This window comes from Sporanaerobacter acetigenes DSM 13106, assembly GCF_900130025.1.
In the GTDB taxonomy this organism is placed as follows: Bacteria; Bacillota; Clostridia; order Tissierellales; family Sporanaerobacteraceae; genus Sporanaerobacter; species Sporanaerobacter acetigenes.
The window spans coordinates 432,644-455,135 of record NZ_FQXR01000002.1; the positions used below are offsets into that span (position 1 = coordinate 432,644).

The 22,492-nt window shown below is 32.2% G+C and carries 17 protein-coding genes; 1 reads left to right on the forward strand and 16 read right to left on the reverse strand.

All coding sequences use genetic code 11. The annotated features are described in order from the left end of the window. Nucleotides 1-42: 42 nt before the first annotated feature. From BUA21_RS02030 to BUA21_RS02060, 7 genes are all read right to left on the reverse strand, one after another. Entirely contained in the window at nucleotides 43-1,305 is a 1,263-nt protein-coding gene (locus BUA21_RS02030; protein WP_072742864.1) for an FAD-dependent oxidoreductase, read from the reverse strand. Between the two features lie 210 nt (nucleotides 1,306-1,515). Continuing rightward, nucleotides 1,516-2,760 carry an FAD-dependent oxidoreductase gene (locus BUA21_RS02035; RefSeq protein ID WP_072742866.1) on the reverse strand — a complete coding sequence of 415 codons (1,245 nt, stop codon included), beginning with the start codon at nucleotides 2,758-2,760 and terminating at the stop codon, nucleotides 1,516-1,518. 2 nt (nucleotides 2,761-2,762) lie between these two features. After that, nucleotides 2,763-3,797 carry a helix-turn-helix domain-containing protein gene (locus tag BUA21_RS02040; protein WP_072742868.1) on the reverse strand — a complete coding sequence of 345 codons (1,035 nt, stop codon included), beginning with the start codon at nucleotides 3,795-3,797 and terminating at the stop codon, nucleotides 2,763-2,765. A 127-nt stretch (nucleotides 3,798-3,924) separates the two neighbouring features. Beyond that, entirely contained in the window at nucleotides 3,925-4,212 is a 288-nt protein-coding gene (locus BUA21_RS02045) for a hypothetical protein (protein WP_132995630.1), read from the reverse strand. Beyond that, complete coding sequence (hydG, locus tag BUA21_RS02050; RefSeq protein WP_072742872.1) at nucleotides 4,187-5,686, reverse strand: [FeFe] hydrogenase H-cluster radical SAM maturase HydG; 1,500 nt, start codon at nucleotides 5,684-5,686, stop codon at nucleotides 4,187-4,189. The genes BUA21_RS02045 and hydG overlap by 26 nt, the downstream gene beginning before the upstream one ends. A gap of 301 nt (nucleotides 5,687-5,987) precedes the next feature. Further along, nucleotides 5,988-6,842 (reverse strand): SDR family NAD(P)-dependent oxidoreductase, encoded by an 855-nt coding sequence (locus BUA21_RS02055; RefSeq protein ID WP_072742874.1) that lies wholly within the window; start codon nucleotides 6,840-6,842, stop codon nucleotides 5,988-5,990. Nucleotides 6,843-6,857: 15 nt separating this feature from the next. After that, on the reverse strand, nucleotides 6,858-8,801 hold the full coding sequence (locus BUA21_RS02060) for an NAD(P)/FAD-dependent oxidoreductase (RefSeq protein WP_199228941.1): 1,944 nt from the start codon (nucleotides 8,799-8,801) through the stop codon (nucleotides 6,858-6,860). Between the two features lie 143 nt (nucleotides 8,802-8,944). Between BUA21_RS02060 and BUA21_RS02065 the strand changes: the two genes are divergently transcribed. Beyond that, entirely contained in the window at nucleotides 8,945-10,498 is a 1,554-nt protein-coding gene (locus tag BUA21_RS02065; protein ID WP_072742878.1) for a PucR family transcriptional regulator, read from the forward strand. Between the two features lie 58 nt (nucleotides 10,499-10,556). Here the strand turns inward: BUA21_RS02065 and pcp are convergent, their stop codons facing one another. The 9 genes from pcp to BUA21_RS02110 all read right to left on the reverse strand — a co-directional run bounded on the left by pcp (nucleotide 10,557) and on the right by BUA21_RS02110 (nucleotide 21,936). After that, nucleotides 10,557-11,198: a pyroglutamyl-peptidase I gene (gene pcp, locus BUA21_RS02070; protein ID WP_072742880.1), complete on the reverse strand. Its 642-nt coding sequence runs from the start codon at nucleotides 11,196-11,198 to the stop codon at nucleotides 10,557-10,559. A 12-nt stretch (nucleotides 11,199-11,210) separates the two neighbouring features. Continuing rightward, nucleotides 11,211-11,441 carry a 5-oxoproline transporter, DUF979 family subunit gene (locus tag BUA21_RS02075; protein WP_327198026.1) on the reverse strand — a complete coding sequence of 77 codons (231 nt, stop codon included), beginning with the start codon at nucleotides 11,439-11,441 and terminating at the stop codon, nucleotides 11,211-11,213. A 136-nt stretch (nucleotides 11,442-11,577) separates the two neighbouring features. Next, nucleotides 11,578-12,249 carry a Crp/Fnr family transcriptional regulator gene (locus BUA21_RS02080; RefSeq protein WP_158281623.1) on the reverse strand — a complete coding sequence of 224 codons (672 nt, stop codon included), beginning with the start codon at nucleotides 12,247-12,249 and terminating at the stop codon, nucleotides 11,578-11,580. Nucleotides 12,250-12,363: 114 nt separating this feature from the next. Further along, nucleotides 12,364-13,404: an ABC transporter ATP-binding protein gene (locus tag BUA21_RS02085; protein WP_072742882.1), complete on the reverse strand. Its 1,041-nt coding sequence runs from the start codon at nucleotides 13,402-13,404 to the stop codon at nucleotides 12,364-12,366. Next, nucleotides 13,388-14,950 (reverse strand): ABC transporter permease, encoded by a 1,563-nt coding sequence (locus tag BUA21_RS02090; RefSeq protein ID WP_143147117.1) that lies wholly within the window; start codon nucleotides 14,948-14,950, stop codon nucleotides 13,388-13,390. Before BUA21_RS02090 ends, BUA21_RS02085 begins: the two co-directional genes overlap by 17 nt. Nucleotides 14,951-15,125: 175 nt before the next feature. Then, the gene (locus BUA21_RS02095) at nucleotides 15,126-16,223 is read right to left on the reverse strand and encodes an ABC transporter substrate-binding protein (protein ID WP_072742886.1); all 1,098 of its coding nucleotides are present in this window, start codon (nucleotides 16,221-16,223) and stop codon (nucleotides 15,126-15,128) included. 190 nt (nucleotides 16,224-16,413) lie between these two features. Beyond that, nucleotides 16,414-19,857, reverse strand: coding sequence for a 5'-nucleotidase C-terminal domain-containing protein (locus BUA21_RS15035; RefSeq protein ID WP_072742888.1), 3,444 nt, complete (start codon nucleotides 19,855-19,857; stop codon nucleotides 16,414-16,416). A gap of 188 nt (nucleotides 19,858-20,045) precedes the next feature. Further along, nucleotides 20,046-21,080: an S-methyl-5-thioribose-1-phosphate isomerase gene (gene mtnA / locus BUA21_RS02105; protein WP_132995616.1), complete on the reverse strand. Its 1,035-nt coding sequence runs from the start codon at nucleotides 21,078-21,080 to the stop codon at nucleotides 20,046-20,048. A gap of 109 nt (nucleotides 21,081-21,189) precedes the next feature. Next, nucleotides 21,190-21,936, reverse strand: a complete 747-nt coding sequence (locus BUA21_RS02110; RefSeq protein ID WP_072742892.1) for a hypothetical protein — start codon at nucleotides 21,934-21,936, stop codon at nucleotides 21,190-21,192. Between the last annotated feature and the right edge of the window lie 556 nt (nucleotides 21,937-22,492).

The following is a 22,492-nucleotide window of genomic DNA, read 5'->3' on the forward strand; positions in this document are numbered from 1 at the left end:
AAGATGCCTCAAATTTGAGACATCTTTTCATTACTGGTATTGTTAGAAGAAACGGTCAACTACGAATTTAGAATAGCAAACAGATTCTTCTATATTTCCAAAGCTCATAACTTCTCCTGCATAATAAGTATTTCTTTCTCCTTGCATTCCTTCAACTTTGTTATACCAACCATTCTTCAATTCATCAGAATTTACATGTGGGAAATATCTCCATGATTTATACATTACAACGTCTTTTATGTTCATTCCGAACAATTTTGCATCTTCAAGAATAAGTCTCTTACAATCTGCTTCGTCAACTTTTTCTTGAGGATTTCCAAGAACATAGAATGTAATTATTTGCTCTGGATTATTTACCCATCTGTCATAATAAACCATTACATGGCCTGCTCTTGATTCAAACATGTTTCCTGGAATGTATCCAGAAATTTCAGGATAATTTTCTACTGTAGCTGCCAATACTTTGTAGTCTTCATATTTAATCTTTGAGAATAGATGCTCTTCTTCTTCAGTAGTATCTGCATAAAGATGTAAGTCTTGTAGTGGTGATGTAAATATGATAGTATCATATTCTTCTTTGCCCATATTTGTATAAACATAAACTTTGTCATCTTTTCTAACTACTTTATCTATCTTTGTGCACATTCTAGGATGTCTATTTAATTTAAGAGCAAGTTTTTCCCAAACAGTTTGAGTTCCATCTGCCCAAGTAATAAGTTCTTTCTTAACAAAGTGCATCATAGTTTCAAAGTCTAAATATTTAAATACATAAGCTGCTGGAACCAAATTGAAATATCCATACCCATAAGCTGTATATGGGTTTATCCATATTTTCATACATAGTGGAACTTCATTCATCATACAGAAATCATAGAATGTTTCTGTCATATCTGGATGTACATTTAGATAACCTGGATCTGTATATCCTTTATATTTTGTAGCAAGAAGTTGACCCAATTTTTCTACTTGAGCTTTTACTTCTGGCATTTCTTCTTTGCTGATTCCCATTATTTCTTCTCCAGTTCTTTCGCTGTAGAACTTTCTGTCTAGTTTTGGACCATCAGCTTCAACTCCAGCTACTTTCATCAGTTTTATAGTTTCATCATAATTTGGAACACCCATGATTGCTCCCATTTCGTAATGTTTGCCATCATATACAGGTGAGTTACATTTTCCTCCAAGTCTATCCAATCTTTCAAGCACAGTTACATCTTTATAGCCTTTTTCTTGAAGATACCATGCAGCTGATATACCAGATGGACCTCCACCAACAATACAAATCTTTTGATTTAAATCTTTACTCATAACATACACTCCCCCTTTTTCATTATTTAATTTAATTATATCGGTATAAAAAGTATCGTCAAAAAAACTACAACCTCTATTTTTCAAGGTTGTAGTTAATTACGCTTTAGTTCCGTTTACATTTCAATTGTTAAAGCTTTAACTATACATCCATCCATTCAAGCCTGTTTCAGAAAATTTAGAAATAATTACTGTAAACACCACTTGAAATTAAAAGAATTTTTCTACAAAGTATTTGCAATAGCATATACACTCTTCTATGATAGAATGATTCATTATTTCTCCTACATAATAAGTATTTCTTCCCCCTTGGAGCCCTTCAAGTCTATCATAATATCCATTTCTTATATCTTCTCCACTTACATGGGGAAAATGTTCCCATTTAGTATAAGTATATAATCCTTCTACTTTGACTCCTAGTCTCTTTAAGTCATCTTCTACTCTCATTTTTACATCTCTTGGGGAAAGATTTTTATTTCCCAGGGCATAAACTGTGACTAAATCATTTTCGGCCATATCTTGCCATCTATAATACCAGACAAGAAGATGACCTACTCTGTCTTTTTTGAAATTTGCAGGTATGTATCCACAAACTCTTGGAATATTTTCAAGCTTGTAGGCAAATACATAAAAATCATTATATTCTATTTTTGAAAACAACTCTCTTTCTGTTTCACTGGCATCCAAAAATTCCAAGGACTTTTCCAATGGACAAGATATGATCAATTTGTCAAACTCCAATTCCTCTAAATCTGTCTTTACATAGACTTTTTCTCCTCTTTTTATCTCCAATATATTTGTAGAAAGTCTCAAATCATTTAAAGATGAACCCATCTTTTCCCACAGTGCTTCTAATCCATCTACCAATGTAATAAGATGATCTATTTCTATAAAATAGTTCAAAAGTTTGAAATTCAATAGTTTCAATACATATATAGCAGGAGTATCTTCAAAATATCCATATCCAAAGGCATTAAAAGGTGGACTATATACTTTCATTACAAGAGGTATCTCATTTTCTTCACACCACTGCTTAAAAGGAACTGTAAATGAATCTGGTATATTTCTATATCCAGGTTCCCAAATATCATTGTAATCTTTCAATATTTCTGGAAGTCTGAAAAACTGATTTTGGAATTCTTTTGCCTCTTCTACATCTATTTGGGCTATCTGATTTCCATCTGGATCAAAGAAACCTCTATATAGTATTGGCCCAAGACCTTCTACTCCGAATTCTTTCATAAGTTCAAGTACATTGCGATTGGAATAGACTCCAAGCATGGCACCCAATTCATAGGTCTTTCCTTTATAGTTTATAGTATGGCATTTTCCTCCCACTCTATTTTGCTTTTCCAGTACCGTCACATTTGTATATCCCATTTGCTCTAAATAATAGGCAGTGCTAAGGCCGGAAACTCCAGCTCCAACTATACATATTCTTTCATCTTTATCCATCTCTAACCCTCCCTAAAATTGCTAGTATTTACGAAAAACCAAATAGGCATGGGACCATTTAAATTGTACTCTCCTATCAATCCTTGAAGAGGACTTTTTCCCATATTTTTCCCTCTATCTATTTTCTTTTCTAAATTGTAATAAGTCATATATAATTGTAAATCTCCTTGGAGTTCATCTATGGTATTGTACCTATTATCTTTAAGTACCTCTTTGTAAAATTCATCGTGAAGTGTATCGTTTAATTCTTGGAGACATTTGGGTTCGTCTTCATGATTGGCAGGTATAATATAGTGTTTTGTATTGTATTTCTCTAAAAGTCCATCAAATTTGTGCTCACCATTTTCCCAATTGGTAGTATATTCTCTACTTCCATTTGTAATTATATTTTCAATATCTATATGAAAACTCTTCATTATTGGTATGAGTTTTGTTTCTAGCAAATCTTTTACGTTTTCAAAAGATTTGTTGCCATATACTTTGGCTGCAGAAAATTTAGAATAACAATCCACAATAGATATCATATACATCTTCCCTATATTGTTAAGTTTCCCAATATAGCTCGTCCCAAGTTGCAATACATATCCTGGATAATATTTTTCAATATTTTTATAATTGGGCAGTTTCTTCTTTATCTTTTTAGGACTAGATGAATAGTTGTTCTTTTTTGAGTATTTTATTCTTTCTTCTGCTATATTTAAGCCATTTCTTTTAAGGGCATTGTATACTCCTGTCTCGCTTATATCTATTCCTATGTCATTTAAATCATAGGAAAGCCTTCTAGGGCCATCCTTGGGATTTTGAATGACCAATTCAAGTATTGTATTTTCTACTTCTTTAGATATTTCATTGGGCATTTTGGGCTTAGCTCTCTCTTTGTCCTTTAGTCCCTCAACACCACATTCTTTGTATCTTTCGTACCATTTATAGTATGTAGTTCTGGATACACCAAACAATTTGCATGTTTCTGAAACATTTCCTGTCTTTATGCCATGCATAATGATTAAATATCTACTATTTACATCCTTATCCTTCATACAACCACTCCTAATTGTTTCATTTTTAACAATAGGGTATAAAAAAATATTAGTTACTTATATTATACATCACTGCCAAAATTTTTTCACAGAAAAAGAAGGAAAAGCATGGTAGCTTTACCATGCTTTATGCAATCACTTTTTTTATAGCTTGTAATATTTCATTCCAATTCTCTTCGTCAACATTTTCAGCGAGTAATCCTAAGTCTTCTGTAAGCACTATACGGTATTTTGGCATTATTAAATTTTTGTTTCCTGCACAATAAGACCAGCGATTGCCAAATATTTTGCAGAAATTTATCTTGGTCCCATACTCTTTATATATATAATCTGCTATATCATTTAATTCATCCTCTAAGGATTTATCTTTACTTATTTTTAGTAGTTCTTTATAAATACACATCTCTCTCTCCATCCGAAATCCTCTCATAATATTCATCAAATTTTTCTATCAAATTATGTTGCTTATAAAAAGGCATAGATTTAATCTCTTCAATTTCTTTTAATATCAGCTGCTCTCCTACTATCTTTGTTTCTTCAGAAGCATAATCGTCAAGATATTCTCTAAATGTAAGCACTGCATTTAACTTGCAAAATTTTCCTTCAGTACAATTTCTTAATAAGCACATTATTTTATCTCCAGTTCTTCCACATCTATATCCCGCCGTACAAAATGAAGTAATCATGCCTTCTTGTGCAAGTTCCCTTATGACATCATCCAATTTTCTTGTATCTCCAAGCATAAACTGTTGTTTATCCTGTCTCTGCATATTGGGTGCTTCACTATAACCACCAATATCAATTTTAGTCGATGCATCCATTTGAGTACATCCTACTTTAATAGCCTCTCTTCTCACTTCTGGTCTTTCTCTAGCTGTTACAATCAAACCAGTATAAGGAACCGATAGACGCAATACAGTAACTAGTTTTTTAAAATCATCATCATTAACTAAATATTTTGATTGAGTACTAAAATCCGAACCAATGGCAGGAGTCATTCTAGGAAAAGAGATAGTATGTGGTCCAACTCCACCAAATTGTCTTTCCAAATCAATAGTATGATACATTAATCCCATAACTTCAAAGCGCCAATCATATAGCCCAAACAATGCACCTATTGCTACATCATCAATTCCAGCATCTAAAGCTCTATGCAATGAATACAATCTCCACAAATAATTTGCTTTTGGCCCTGCTGGATGCAATTTCTTATATAGTTCATGATTATATGTTTCTTGGAAAACTTGATACGTGCCAATTCCTACTTCCCACAATTTATGCAAATCTGCTATGGACATTGGTGCAGCATTTACATTTACTCTTCTAATATTGCCATATCCATTTTTACCTTTCTTTTTAACACTATATACTGCTTTAATTGAATCAGCCATATAATCGACATCCGAAAGTGGATGTTCACCATATACTACAATCATTCTCTTGTGTCCTTCGTCAATAACAGCTTCTGTTTCTCTTCTTATCTCTTCCATGTTTAAAATTCTTCGTTTTTCCTCTGGATTTTCTTTTCTGAATCCACAATATATACAACTATTAACACAAAGATTGCTACAATATAATGGTGCAAAAAAAACAATTCTATTATCATATACTTTATGTTTCACTTCATTTGCAGCTTCGTACATCTCCTCCCACAATTCCTCATCCTCTACATTTAATAATGCAGCTGTCTCGTCTGGCTCTAATCTAGTTATTGAAAGAGATTTTTGTATTATGTCTCTTATAAATTTTTTATCTGGTTTTTTATTGTTAAGTAGTTTTTCATGGATTGCTTCTTCATCAATAAAATCTTTCCCCTTAACTAAATACTTGTCAATCTCATCTTGCTTTACTACTTGTTCTGCCCATTTACTAGGCTCTAATCTTGACATTTTTCTACCTTCTCCCTATAAAAATTTATATTTATTAAAAATCAAAAAAACTTTCCATGGAAGGAAAGTTTTCTATGCAAAACAAATCACAAATCTTTTCCCTTCACAAATCAGAACAATCTTCTTTGTAAGGTCAAAAATATCATATTATTAAACAAATCATTAAAGAATTCTCTCTAATAGTTTGAATAATTGAAATTTTCACTTGTTTTACTTCATTTTATCAATTAGTTTAAATCTTGTCAAGAAACAAAAAACAGGGTTGCTGCTTTAAAGCAACAACCCCGTCCCTATATTCTTATTATTTAAAGAAGTTTACATCTGGATTTTTCATATCTAATACATTCTTAACTCTCATTCCTATTATAGGTAAGTATTGTGGATGTGTTAGAATATAGAATTGTTCATCTTCTATAGCTTGGAATACGCTCATTCCAATGCTATCAATTGGTATTCCTGTAGTTATGACATGTGTGTTTTTTATATATCCTTCCTTATAGGATTCACTTTGATAATATGGGTCTTCCCAGTCAATTTTGAACTTTTCTGGTCTTCTCTTATCACAGTTATGCAAATCTGTTTGAACAAATCCTGGACAAAATACTGACATCTTTATCTTGGAGCCTTTTTCTTGTAATTGATAATTTACAGCTTCAGAAAGTCCTATATTGCCATGTTTAGTCATAAAATATGTTGGTGCTCCTGGACTAGTAATAAGTCCTGCCACACTTGCAGTGTTGACTATATGACAATCTGTATTTTGTTTTTCCATGATAGGTATAAATACCCTTAATCCATATGCTACACTGTATAAATTTGAATGAATTATATAATCTATATCATTTATTGGCAATTCCCAAATAGCTCCCATGACAGATACTCCAGCATTGTTAAATAAAATATCTACTTGGCCATATTTGTCTATAGTCTTTTTAGCCAACATTTCCATATCACTATATTCAGTTACGTCCATATATACAGTCATAAAATCTGCATTTAGGCCTTTAAATTCACTTTCTACTCTATCTAAACCTTCTTTATCAATATCTGCTATAACTACTTTCATTTCTCTTTTTGCAGCTTCCTGTGCCAATGCATGACCTATACCATTGGCTCCGCCAGTCACAACAGCTACTTTGCCTTTGAATTCCTTCATCTAAACTACCCCCTTTTATTCTAATGTATATGCCTTGTCGAAACCTGTTTGTACTGCGTCATAAACTTTTCCTGGTCTTTGAGAATCTCCAAGAATTCTTACATTCTTAAAGTTCTTTTCTACATCCCCTACAAATTCATTTACTTGAGGACGTACTCCCAAGGACAATACTACGCAATCTGCATCCATAGTCATTTTAGTGTTGTCATAAGTGTTTAGTAGATGAATTTTTCCTTCTTCAACTGCAACTAATTGTCTTCTTGTGTACATTTTTACTCCATACTTCTTAAGTCTAGTAGTTACATCATATAGTACTGGAGCATGTACACCAGGTCCTATATTTTTTTGCATTTCTATGACTTCTACTTCATTGCCTTTTTCAGCTAAATATTCAGCTGTTTCAAGTCCAGTCATTCCTGAGCCAGCAACTACAATTTTCTTTCCTCTTATGTCCATCTTTTTATCTAGTACATCTGTTGCTATCACCACATTTTCTCCATGAATTCCTGGCATTTCTGGAACTATAGCATTTCCACCCATAGCTACAAATACTGCATATGGATTTAAAGCCTTTAAGTCTTCAATAGTTGGTGCACAATTTAGTCTTATATCTACTCCCAATTGTCTTATCTGATATTCCATATTATTTACTAGAGCTTTCAATTTGTCTTTGCATGGTGGAATACTTCCTAGATATACACTTCCTCCTAGATGGCCTTTCTTTTCGAACAATACTACCTTAAATCCTCTTACAGCTAATACTCTTGCTGCTTCCATTCCAGCAGGTCCTCCACCAATGACTGCCACTACTCTTCCATCTCCATCTTTTTCATAATGAGCATATTCCCCTTCATATCCAAGTCTTGGGTTTACAGCACATTCTACTGTTTTGGCATTCATTACTTGTTCTATACAGTGCAAGCAAGATATACAAGGTCTTATTTCTTTTTCTCTGCCTTCCATAGCTTTCTTTCCAAATTCAGGATCAGCTAATTGAGCTCTACCCAATGCTATAAAGTCACAACTTCCTTCTGCCAACAATTTTTCAGCTACTTCCGGAGTTTTTACATTGTTACAAGCTATAACTGGAATTTTTACACTTTTCTTTATTCCTTCAGCTAAATGTTTTTTCCATCCTTCAGGATAGGAAACTGGTTCTATAATAGTTACTGCTGATTCATAAGTTCCTGAACTTACATTTATAGAATCTACTCCTATACTTTCTAAATATCTAGCCATCTTTATAGCTTCTTCTTGACTGATTCCACCTTCTACAAATTCATCTCCATCAATTCTCACACTGATTGGAAAATTTGGTCCACAGATATGTCTTATACCTAAAATAATTTCTGTAACAAATCTCATTCTATTTACAAAACTTCCACCATATTTATCTGTTCTCTTGTTTGTCAATGGACTCATAAATTGGCCTATCAAATATCCATGAGCACCATGAAGTTCTACACCGTCTATTCCAGCTATTTGTGCAATTTTAGCTCCAGCTACAAATTTCTTTACAAGTCCTTCTACTTCTTCTGTTGTCATCTCTCTTGGCATTTCCCCTATAGTCTTACAAGTTATTGCACTTGGTGCAGCAATTTGTCTTCCTTCAATAAGTCTACTGTGAGACTGTCTTCCTGGATGATGAAGTTGCAAGAATATCTTTGTATCATATTTGTGAACTGCTCTTGCCAATCTTTCTAGTCTTGGAATTTGATTCGCATTTGTAGCACACAATTGATTTGGTGTTCCTACACCTGTTTCATCATCAATTCTAGTTATTTCTGTGATTATGAGACCACAGCCACCCTTTGCTCTTTCTTCGTAGTATTTAATCATTCTGTCACTTGCTTCACCTGTAGATGAGGCCAAAGAAGTTCCCATAGCAGGCATAACTATTCTGTTTTTTAAAGTCAATCTTCCAATTTGGCCTTTTTTAAATAGATAATTGTATTCCATCATAAGCACCCCCGTTATTTATTTAACGTTCTTATATATTACTTTAATACAATGAAACTCCATTTTCTATAGGCCTCAAATACAATAATTCTTGCTTTTTTTGTGCATCATGCACTATAATAATTACAAAGGGGGAAAACGCTATGGCTATAAAACTTATTGATGTTTATAACAATCTCAAAGATTGTTCAAAAACCTTGTATTCAAGGCAAAATGGTGAAGAATTTCTCGTTGATTCAGAATTGTTGAGTAATGAAATAAGTATTTTACGGAAAAACATACTATATGTATGTGAAGCTTCGGTTTTAAATGAAATGAATGTGGAAAATATTCCCAAATGCAATTTGTTGATATTAAAAGATGAGGAATATGATTTAGAAAAACTTATAAATAGAAAAATAAGTATTATAGAATGTGATTCTAATACAGAATTCCAAGAGTTGTTCGATAGTATAAAAGATATGTTCTTAAAAGACTATATGCTATTGGACAGTTCAGCCATATTGTTAGATGCCCTCATAAAAGAAAAAGGACTTAAATACATTGTAAATATTAGTTCTGAAATATTTGAAAATCCTGTAATACTCATAGATTCAGGATTCAAAGTATTAGCTCATTCAGATGTAGAAGAAATAACAGAGCCCTTCTGGCTCAACAATATAAATATGGGCTATTGTTCCTATGAGTTCATCTCTGCAGTGAAAAAGATAAAATCCTTCCAAAGCTCTCCAAATACCAATGAACCCTTTATAGTCATCTGCCCTGAGAGTCCTATACGAAAACTAGTCAGCAAAGTAATTATAGATGGAAACTCTGTAGGTTCTGTCATTATTCTAGAATCTAATGAAAAGTTTACAGACAATACTTATGAAGTGATAAAACTTTTGAGCAATGTCATCTCGGAAGAACTAAAAAAAGACCAAGTTTACAGAAATTTAAATGGACTTATGTATGAAAATTTAATTGTTGATGTATTAGAGAAAAGTGTTGCTGATGAAAAAACCCTCAAAGAAAGAATGAAATCTGCAAATTGCAACTTTGGAGACAATTTGTATCTACTGGTAGCTGAAATATCTAGTTACAATACTACAAATGCTCCTTCCAATTATTTAAAACAATCTTTAGAACAAATATTTGCTGAACACAAATCTCTGTTTTATAAAGACCATATATTGATATTGGTGGATTTGAAAAAAGACTCTTCTATAAGCCCCGATACAAAGAAAAGACTTGTAGATTTTCTTGAAAAGCACGATATAACACTGGCTGTAAGTTCTAATTTTCACAATATTCTAGATATAGGAAACTCCTATAAACAGTGCAAAGATACTTTGGAATTGGTCTCAAAACTAAATCTAAATGGGAATGTATTTTTCTATGAAGATTTTAAATTCTACCATCTCTTGTGCAATACCAATCCAAATATAAACCTTTTGAACTTCTGTAGTGATGGACTATTGAAACTCATTGACTATGACAAAGAAAACAACACGGAATATTTTAAAACCCTAAAGGCCTATATTGCTGCAGATAAAAATGCTGTACAAACTGCAAAAAATATGTATATTCATAGAAATACTATAAACTATAGGCTAAACAAGATAAAAGAAATTTCAAATTTAGATTTGGACAATGGAGATGAGATTTTTAGACTTACTATGTCCATGAAGATATTGGAATTCAGTGAACAACACTAGAAAACTGTGGGGACGGGATTGTTCTTTTAAATAACAATTCCGTCCCCACAGTTTAAGATTAATGAGTTTGTCCTTCTGAAACTTTTATGTCTTCTTTGTTTTCTACTACTGCTTCAATAGCAAGAGTTAGAGCTTTGATGATATCGTTTAAATTCATACTTGCTGTAGCTCTTTTGTCAATTACTTGTTCTGGAAGGAATGGAACATGAATAAATCCACCCTTTATATTTGGATATTTTTTGTCAATCAAATAATGTAGCCCATACATGATGTGATTGCATACATAAGTTCCAGCAGTATTTGATATACTAGCAGGTATACCACCTTCTCTTATTTTTTGTACCATAGCTTTTATAGGGAGCTCTGAGAAATATGCTGGTTCTCCATCTCCAAATATTGGTTCATCTACTGGCATATTTCCCTCATTGTCCCCTATAGGTGCATCGCTTATATTTATAGCTACTCTTTCAACTGTCATGTCAAATCTTCCACCAGCTTGCCCTACACATATGACAACATCGGGATTTTCTCTTTCTATAGCTTCGTCTAATTTTTTTATAGATTTTCTAAATACTGTAGGAATTTCTACTTTGACAATTTCTGCTCCAGCAATTTTACTATCTAATCTCTTTACTGCCTCATAAGCAGGGTTTATGCTTTCCCCACCAAATGGATCAAATCCAGTAACTAATATTTTCATTTTTAAACCTCCTTAAAATGCCCAAACTAGCATGAGTACTATGTGTATAATTAAAAGTATCAATGCTATTGGTGCTTGAGTTTTCATGACTCTATTTTTATCTTTTATTTCAAGTATTGCTGTAGGTACTATATTGAAATTTGCTGCCATAGGAGTGAGTGGTGTAACCGCATTCTCAAAGAAAGAGCTGCTGATATTGTTCTTATGACCATATAAATTGATAATATCTTTCCAATAGGCCAATGATTGGCAATGCGACAAAGAATACTGTCATATAACGATTTGTCACAAAAGCCTCTCCTCCCTCCATTGTTTTTATTTTCAATTAATTTAAATATATAATATGTGGGAATTCATTTCTGTATACTAGACTACAATTTCACTTCCATTTTATATATTTTTCTAAATTTTCTATATCCCTAATGACTATTTCACCGCTCACAATGTCTATAATCTTTTCATCTTTGAATTTCTTCAATGCTCTAGTCACTGTCACCCTTGAGCAACCTATGAGTTTAGCAATTTCTTCATGAGTAAACCTTTCATTTATCTTTTTGCCTTGATCAATCTCTTCTCCTTCTTGATAATACAATCTAATAAGTGTATCTGCCACCTTGCCAACCGAATCACTAAATGCCATATTAGCCATTTGAAACATGACTATTCTAAACTTCCTTGTAATACTGTGGATTATATCTCTATAAATATGAGGGTCCTCAAGGAGTATTTCTTCAACTATTCTTTCATCTAATATAGATATAGTACTATCTTCTAGAGCTTTTGTCACGAGCTTGGATTCTCCACCAGAAAAATAGTCCATTTCCTTAAATATTTCCCCTCCTTGAAGTAGATAAAGAATTTTTTCCTCTCCTTCCATACTGTAAATAGACTGTTTGAGATTACCACTCATTACAATACATATTACATCCCTACCGTTCATCTTAATCAAACTATTTTTAGGATATTTTCTCATCTCCCCCCTTTTCCCAATTTCTAAAAATGAGCTTCTCATTTTTTCTTGCCGCTCTAAATCAAAATACTCATCATACATCCCTTTCACCTCCAAATATTTTATATTATTTATATTATATCCTAGAAAAATACGAGTAAGCATAAAAAATTAAACCCTTGAAGAAAAAAATCTTCAAGGGTTTTTGGTTCTCGTTTATTCTGCAGGAATTAAATGTATTCCTTCTTTATTAAACTTAATATACACCTTTTCACCAATTGAATATGTTTTGCTAGTAAATCTATTTAAACTATCGACTATAATTTTATCATATTCTTGAACTGATAAGGTATATCTTAAAATATTACCTAAATTCGACACTTTCTCTACTATTGCCTCTACTCCTCCTTTCTCAAAATATATTTCTTCAGGCCTTATCATGACTTCTATTTCTCTTTTCCCCTTGTATTCTGCTGGAATTTCTATTTGTTGGCCTAGTAGCTCTACATACTGGAAGCTTTCTCTTTTAATTGGAAGATTAAATATATTTGCTTGTCCAATAAAGTTAGCTACAAAAGAATTTAAAGGTTTATGGTATAATTCATATGGTTTTGCAATCTGCTGTACTTTTCCATCCTTCATAACCACTATTCTATCTGCTATAGCTAAAGCTTCTTCTTGATCATGTGTTACATATATACTAGTTATACCTAGCTCTTTTTGAATAGATTTTATCTCTTCCCTCATACTAGTTCTAAGCTTTTCATCTAAATTGCTTAGAGGTTCGTCAAACAACAAAAGCTCTGGTTTTATTATTAAAGCTCTTGCCAAAGCTACTCTTTGCTGTTGACCACCACTTAAATGCTGTATTTTCCTGTGTTTGTATTCTTTTAAATTTACTCTTTCCAACATATCTTCGACTAAAAAATCTATTTCCTTGTTGCTCATTTTTCTAATTTTTAATCCATATGCTACATTTTCATATACAGACATATGAGGGAAAAGGGCATAGTTTTGAAAAACTAAAGCTGTATTTCTCTTTTGTGGAGGAAGACTCGAAATGTCCTTGTCATCTACCAATATTTTACCACTATTATGAGGAATTAATCCTGCAGTTATCCTCAACAATGTAGTTTTTCCACAACCAGAAGGCCCTAATAGAGCAATTAATTCACCCTTATCAACAGAAAAATTAATATTATCCAATGCTTTTACATTGTCATAGTACTTGCAAATATTTTCAAATAGAATTTTCACCTTTATCCCTCCTCATTTTAAATATATTGTCTAAATTAAAAATTAGATAAAATAGTCCTAAAAAAGCAAGGCTAGTAAAGGATAACAACAAAGACATAGCTGCGGCTGCACCTATTGTATAACCATATGTTGAAAGAAAAATCATCTGAACCGCTACCTTATTGCTAGGTATCATCAATAAAATTATAGCACCTAATGTTACCATCCCGGAGCTAAAATTCTTCATAAAAGAATTTACAAATGCCGGTTTAAGTTGGGGCAATGTTATCCAAGCAAAAGTTCCTATTTCACCCATTCCTAAGTTAAAAGAAGCTAATTCCATACTTGGATCTATATGAGAAAGCAATGCATATCCAGTTCTTAACCCTACATTCATAAACCTAGTGATACATATTATATATATTACGATTTTAGTCCCAATCAAAACTAAAGGTTCTTTGTTGAATGTTGTTAAATATGCCATCCCATACAATATTCCTGGCACAGCTGCTGGCAAAGTAGCTATAAAATCGATAATTTGAGATGTTTTAAAATTCTTTCTATACATCAAATAGGACAAAAATACTCCCAACAATGAGGATATAGAAGCTGATACAAGTGCAAGTTTAATACTGTTTCCAAAAGCACTAAAATCTCTTGTAAATATGGCCTTAAAATGATCTAATGTAAATGTGTAATCATGTCCCCATTGGACTGTAAAACCACCCATAACTATAAATAAATACTTTACACAAATCAACAGTATATATAGCATAGTTATTGCTATTAATATATATTTTACAAACTTATTAATTCCTTTATATTCAATGTCTTCAGAACTAATCCTATCTGAAAAGTATAATCTTTTACTCACAACATATTTTTGTAGCATAAAAGCTAATAAGCAAGGGAGCAATAGAAGAGTTCCCAACAAAGCACCTGTTCTCAAATCAAATAACCCAGTTATTTCAATATAAAGTTGAGCTGCTAAGGTTCGATAAGATCCTCCTATAATTATAGGGGTGCTAAAGTCTGCCATGGATGATAAAAATATCAATAAGCTGGTATTTGTTATTTCTGGCAACATGGTTCTAAATGTTATAGTCTTAAACACGTCCCATTCACTAGCTCCCATGTTTCTAGCAGCTTCTTCTAAACTTGGATTGATTTTGTCTATAGCACTAGATATGAGTATATAAGCTAAGGAGATTAGACCTAAGGACTGCATGATTACTATCCCCTTAAATCCAAAAGGACTTATGGACAGACCTAACAATTTGTTGGTAATGAGTCCCCTTTTCCCAAATAACATTATATATGCAATACTACCTACAAAAGGTGGATTTATTAGTGGAGTTAGCATTAAAATTCTCAATAGTTTTCTACCTCTAAAATTGATTCTCTTCAATGTTAAAGCTGCAATAAAGCCAATTGTAGTAGAAATAATAGTCGTAGTTATGGATAAAAGCAAACTATTATTCAAAAGTTTAAGACCATTGTTCAATTTTTCATGAGAAACTTGAAAAATACTATTTTTATCAACACTGTAGATTATTATATTTAGCATAGGATAAAGTATAAAACAAATTAAAAGTATACTTATCAGTATATATATTATTTTAACAAAAGTTGTCGGTTTATTTTTTTCCAAATCTATCACCTATGATATCTAATATTTTGCCTACTTAAATGAAATTTGCATGTAGAAGATTAAAGTCTTACTACATGCAAACTATTATTTTCTATCTACCTTTTTCTTGCAACAAACTGTTCCATTTCTCAATTATTGCATCTCTGTTTTCTGCTCCAACTTTAAAATCTGATGGGAACAATTTTACATCTTTTATATCAACTATACCTTCTGGCATTTCTACATCTTCTCTAGCAACTGCTGCATGTCTTATCTTTGCAATTTGTTCCATTCCTCTTTTTGATAATAGCCATTCAACTAAAATTTTAGCAGCTTCTTCATTTTTTGAACCTTTTACTACTGCTACTGGTTGAGGCCACCATCCTGTCCCATCTGTTGGATAAACTAGTTTTACAAAATCATATTGTTCTTCTAATTCTCTATCCCCATCACTTGGATTGATACCAACTATTGCTTCACCATTTATAACATTTTGAGAAGGTCCGCCACCCTTTGGTGTAAAGAAAGGTACTTGGTCCATTAATTTGCTAATGTATTCCCAACCTTCTTCTTCTCCTTTACTTTGAAGAATAGCTGAAACTATATTATATGCAGTTCCTGAAGAAGCTGGGTCTGAAAGAGATACTTCGCCTTTTAAACCTTCTTGTAGAAGATCATCCCATGTTTCAGGCATTTTCAATCCTCTTTCTTCAATTAAATCTTTGTTAACGACTAAATTAACCAATGTTAAAGATGTTCCATACCAGTATCCATCTTTATCTTTCATATTGTCTGGTATGTTCTTGCCTTCTATAGAATCATAAGGCAAAAGAACATCATTACTTGCTGCATCTATAAATGCATCTGCCCCACCTGTAAACCATACATCGGCAATAACTGTATTTGCTTCTTTTTCATTTTTTAACCTTTGTAAGATTTCGCCATTACTCATAACTAAGCTTTCAACTTTTATTCCCGTATCTTCATAAAAAACATCACAAATAGGAGCTACAATATCAGCAACACAATATACATTAAGGGTTACATCTTTGTATTTTTCTTTATCAAAGTTTTCGAAATCTATTGCTTCTGTAGTTTCTTCTTTAATTTCTTCTGCAGTTTCTGGTTCAGTTTGTTCAGTTTTCCCACAAGCTGTTAGTGACAAAATCAAGACCAAAGCTAAAATTAGTGATAAAATTCGTTTAGACAATTAAAATTACCTCCTCAATTTTATTATTATGTATATTTTTTCAACATCACAGTAAAAACTATAATAGAAAAAATTCATAGTTACAACTAATATAAACAATTTTTATAGTCATAAAAATACTCATTTATTTTATCTATAAGTACGAAAAAACCCTTGAAGAAAAAAATCTTCAAGGGTTTTTGGTTCTCGTTTATTCTGCAGGAACAAGTATTTTTTGTCCTGGGAATATCAAGTTTGGATTTTTAAGTTTGTTGTATTCAGCTAATCTTTGCCAAGTTGTACTAAATTTCTTTGCTATTCTCCACAATACATCGCCAGGTTTTACAACATAGGATTTTTCTTTTGCTTCTTTGCCAGGTACAACAACTGGTTTTTCTTCCTGTTTACCTTCTACAACAGTCATTCTACCTTCAACCTTCTTGTCTATAGTTCCTAATTCCTTGATATATTCCATAACTATTTCATCAAGGCCTGGGTATTCTGCCAACACTTTCCCGTCTTTAAGCATTTCATATCCGTCTCCACCTGCAGCCATGAAGTCATTTGTAGCAAGTTTATATGTTCTATTTATATCCAATGGTTTTCCACCTATCATTACATCAGATATTCTCTTACCTGCTTCTTTTGAAGGATCTAGCTTAAATATCATTCCACCTACTTGTGGAAATCCTCCTGCTAGCTCTGGATATGATACTACACCATGTTCCAATGCATTTAGTATATCAATTCCTTTTACTTCTTTTAGAACTAGATAGTTTCCAAATGGTAGGACTTTGATTACATCGCCTTTTGTTATATCTCCAGTTTCTATGGAAGCTCTGATTCCACCACCATTTGTAATGGCTAGCTCTGCACCGCCTGCCTTTATCATTGCATCTGTTATGATGTTTGCAAGATTTGTTTCTCCGCCTCTTACTTGTTCTCTTTCACCATCAAGTTTAACTGCTGTCTTTCCTACCAATACTGATAGTACTTCTTCATTTGCCTTGTCAATTTCTTCTATCAATGCTTTAATTTCTTCATCTTCTTTTGTTTCAGCAGCTTGTTCTTTAGTGAATAAGCTTGCAGTTTTGTTAACAATCTTTCCATCTTTAAATTCCACATTTACTATACCTAAATTCTTGTCATATTCACCAGTTTGAACAATCAATGTATCTCCTACTACTTTTCCATTTTCTAATACTGTGTGGCTATGACCATCAACGATTAGGTCTATTCCCTTTACTTTTGCTGCTACATCGGAACTCTTTACATCACTTTCTTCATCTAATCCCACATGGGATAAAGCTATGATCATATCAACTTTTTCTTTCTTCAATTCTTTTACCATTTCTTCTGCTACTTTGACAGGATCTTCTATATTTACTCCTTCAGTATTCTTTGGATTTGATTTGTATTTTGTTTCTGGAGTAGTCAAACCAAATATACCTATTTTTATACCGTCTACTTCTTTTATTGTATAAGGTTTTAAATCCCTTGTTCCATCTTCTTTAACTACATTGGCAGCTACTATTGGGAATTCTGTCTTCTCTGATAATTCTATTAATCTATCGTATCCATAGTTAAAGTCATGATTTCCTGGAACCATTACATCATATCCCATGGCATTCATTACCTTAACAATACTATCACCCTTTGAAACAGTAGCTATTGGAAGTCCATGTAGTGTATCTCCTGCATCTAGTAATAAAGTATTTGGATTTTCACTTCTCAATTCTTTTACTTTTGTTGCTATTTTGGCAAATCCCATTCCATCATAATCTCCTTCTTTTAGTCTGGAATGAGTGTCATTTGTATGAACTATTGTGATTTCCTTTGGAACTTCAATATTATGTTTCTTTAGAAGTTCTTCTGGAATCTTGCCTTGTTTTGCTAATTCATAGATGTTTAATGATTTCGTATTGACACTTCTGCCATCTTCTGATTTTGGTATTTCAATCTTTCCATCTTTAACTTGCTTTATAACATAATCTCTAAGAGGACTATTTAAATCTGCTCCAATGATTTCCCAGTTGTTATCAACTTTTGGTTCTATAGTCCCTTTTTCTCTAATATAGTCTGCAATATAGCTTCTTAAAGATTTTGGATCAGAATTAAAGTATGGTTCTCCACTTATAATTCCTTCATTCTTAAGTCCATCATATCTGTAATTATTTAGAGCTAGTTTAAATTTGTCATCATCTTTTACAGCTTTTCCTTTAAATTTAAGATCAACTATTCTTTGTCCCGCTGGTTTAGATATATCAATTTTATAATCTACTCCTTGGAACATATCATATTTGTATCCTCTTATATTTTCATTGAAACTTATAGTTAAATCACCATCTTTGTAAGTGTTGTAATATGCTGCTGACCATTCCATATAATTTTTGAGTTCTTTCCCAGTTATCTCAACACCTAACAAAGTATTTGGATACTTGTAAATATCAAATATACTTGCATAAGTTATATCACCTTTTTTAAGATTTGAAGTTGATTTAAACAATGCTGCTGCAGAAATATCTGCCCCTGTATACTTAAGTTGTACATCGTTTATAAGATCTATAACAGCAGTATCTCTTATATAGCCTTCTGGTATATCATCTAATTCATTCACTGGTTGGAAATCTTCTTTTGCAGTTCCTATTACTTCAGTAATGAAAGCTAATGTGTTTTCATGATATTTTTTCGCATGTTTTATGACTTCCTCTGAAGCTTCATAGTCTTTTACTTCTATGATATTTGATTTGCTATCTGCAACTTTCCATGTGTTTTTATCTTTTTTAAGTTTTAAATCAAATCTAACTACTTGTCTTCCACCATCTCTTGCTCCACCTACTACAGTGTTTCCTACTTTTTCATTTACTGTTCCATGAGTATGACCAACTAATATAGCTGCAATTTCTGGACATTTTTCAATTACTTCTTTTACTCCATCATTCCCATATTCTTCATCTAGTCCAGCATGAGCTGTAGCTATAATTATATCTACTTTTTCCTTTTCTTTTAATTCTTTAACAGCTTTTTGAGCTGCAACTGCCATATTATCAAATTTAAGTTCTGTAACTTTTGAAGCATCCCATCTTGGTATATTAGGATTTGTAAGACCTAGTATTCCAACTTTAACTCCTGCTACTTCTTTTACTATGTATGGTTTTGTAAGGTATGAACCATCTTTTTTGTAGGTAGCATTTGCTGCAAGTATTGGAAATTCTGCTTCTTTCTCCATCTTTTTAATAAGATCAATTCCAAAATTGAACTCATGATTTCCTAATGTCATGACATCATAGCCCATTAGATTCATGATATCAATCATTGGATGTGTTTCATCTAATTTTGTATTATATAAATCATCTGTAAGAATAGTTCCTTGAACCATATCTCCATTGTCTAGAAGAATAGTATTTGGATTTTCTTCTCTTACCTCTTTAACTACTGAGTAAACCTTTGCAAGCCCTAAATCATCTTTTTCTTTTCCATCTTCATAAGACCAATTATAAATATTGCCATGAACATCTGTTGTTCCAAGTACAGTAATGTTCACAGCATCTCCTTCACTGGCAAATGCTATATCTTGTAGCGGTGCTACAAGTATACCTAGTACTAATGCAAAGGATAAAATAATACTAAACAGTTTTTTGTTTTTGAAACTCATTTTTATGCCCCCTTGTTTTATTTATTAATTTAATATACTTTCTTAATAAAGTATTTCTTCTACAGATACATGAAAAAATCCTCTTTTATTTCTAAAATGTATTAAAAAAGCTTCAAGATTGTTACTAATATATAAACTTTGGGTTAATTATTTAAGTCCCTTTTATAACTATTTACCAAACTATAAGATTAATCAAACAATTTCTTCAAATTTATATCATATGGTGCTCTCACTATACCCTTTTCCGTAATTATGCCTGCGATTAATTCATGAGGCGTTACATCAAATGCTGGATTGAACACCTTTACATCTGAAGGAGCTGTTTGTTTTCCAAATCCGCATATTATCTCTTCTCTATCTCTTTCTTCTATAACGATATCTTCTCCAGTAGCTGTGTTTAAATCTATAGTAGTAGTTGGACCTGCTATGTAAAATGGAATATTGTGTGCCTTGGCAAGTAATGCTACACCATAAGTACCAATTTTGTTGGCTACATCTCCGTTGGCAGCAACACGATCGCAACCTACTATGACTACATCAATCCATCCCTTTGCCATAACCATTGCAGCCATATTGTCTGTGATAAGAGTTACATCTACGGAAGCTTCATTTAATTCAAAAGCTGTAAGTCTTGCTCCTTGAAGTAGGGGTCTTGTCTCATCAGCAAATACTTTTATATTCCATCCCTTTTCCTTGGCAAAATAAATTGGTGCCAAAGCTGTCCCATATTTAGAAGTAGCCAATACTCCTGCATTGCAATGAGTCAAAACAGTTGAGCCATCTTTTAGCACATGAGCACCATTTTCTCCAATTTTCCTGCAAATTTCTTCGTCTTCTCTCTGGATGGAAATAGCTTCATTTTCTAATATCTTCTTTATTTCTTCCACTGGCTTTTCCTTGTTCTCCAAGGCCTTTTTCTCCATTCTATTTAATGCCCAAAATAGATTTACTGCTGTTGGTCTTGAAGAAGAAAGATATTCAGTGACCTTTTTTAATTCTTTATAGAAACTGTCGAAATCAATTTCTTTTAAATCCGCTATACCCAATACAACTCCATAAGCCGCTGCAATTCCAATAGCTGGAGCTCCTCTAACTTTCAATTTCTTTATAGCGTCAAAACATTCCTCCACTGTTTCAATAGCTATTATCTCATTTACTGTTGGCAATTTGGTCTGGTCTATAATATAAACCTTCCCATCTCTATACTCAATTGTCCTTAGCATATCATTCTCTCCTTTCCAGCAGAGGGACGTCATTTCGTTTGGCTGGATGTTTCCCATCCAGCCAAACGAAACGTCCCCGTGGCTGCTTTTGTTATATAGATATATTATACTATATTTTTGTGTTTTCATTTATATATGTGTAATTTGCAACTATTGATTCTAATTTTAATTCAATTTCAATTAAATCTTTATCCTCATGGTATGCTTTAACTTCGACATCTCCTATTTTGCCTTCAAAAGGTATTTTATTTTCCTTAAAAATCATATCTGAAATTTTTCCATCTAAAATTGTATTTAAACACTCCGCTTTCTTATCATCACCAAAGAAAAAATCCTCTTCACTCATTATTACTCGCTGAATAAGCCTAACACCATACTCTTTAGATTCATTTGTTGATATTAATATTACTTTATCTTCTTGAAATTCCAATTTAGTATTAAATAATATTTTAAACCATTTTTTATATAAAAATTTTTTCAAGGTATTAAAGTAATAACCATAATATACTATATTGAAGAATCCCGATAACAGCCCACATAAACTAATTATTAAAGCATACACCCTAAAAACTACTAGCAACATTATAATTCTTGTTATTGCAAGTACAACTAGTATAAAAGAAATTATTAATGCAAACTTTCTTGGATAATTTTTTTTTATATTACATAGACCAACTATCCCAAGCAATACCATTATAATAGTAGATATTAAATAATAATAATCTGGCATAATAATCGCGTCTATACAGCCTAAACATCCAACTATAATTAAAAAATAAGACAACATTTTTATAACAGTAACTTTTCCTTCTGAATTTACAATTTTCCCAAAATTAATTTTTTCTTTTACATTCATATCCTAAAAACCCCCTTTAATAACCTCAAAAATAAGAAAAATATATAAATACTATAAACATAAGTTAAATATACTACTACTTTTTTGGCAAATCAATATATTTTAAGTAAAGACACTAATCCAGCTTTTTCAAGCCTAGTATTAGCAATTGACATGGTCTTTCTACTTTACTTTTATCAGTATTAACTATCAAGTTTAAGGTTTTGTTCAATATATTTTGTAATACTTTGCATTACTCTGTCAGCAGCTTTCTTGCTTTTAACATATATGTTACAGTTGTTTGCATATCTTGCAAATTTTAGACTTCTTTTAGTGAGTTATTTATCAAGCTCATTTTGCATTATATTGCTGAGTAAGGGCGATAAATTTTCACCTTGTGGTACTCCTAATGTTGTTGTATTTACAACTCCATTAATCATTTCAGTCCTTCCTAAATGTATACACGAGACCTTGCCACCGACTTCCTTCAGATTACATCTCACAATGGATGCCCATGCTAGACACACAAAAACGAACAGATAGCTATACTCTATCTGTTCGTTTTTGATTTTATATT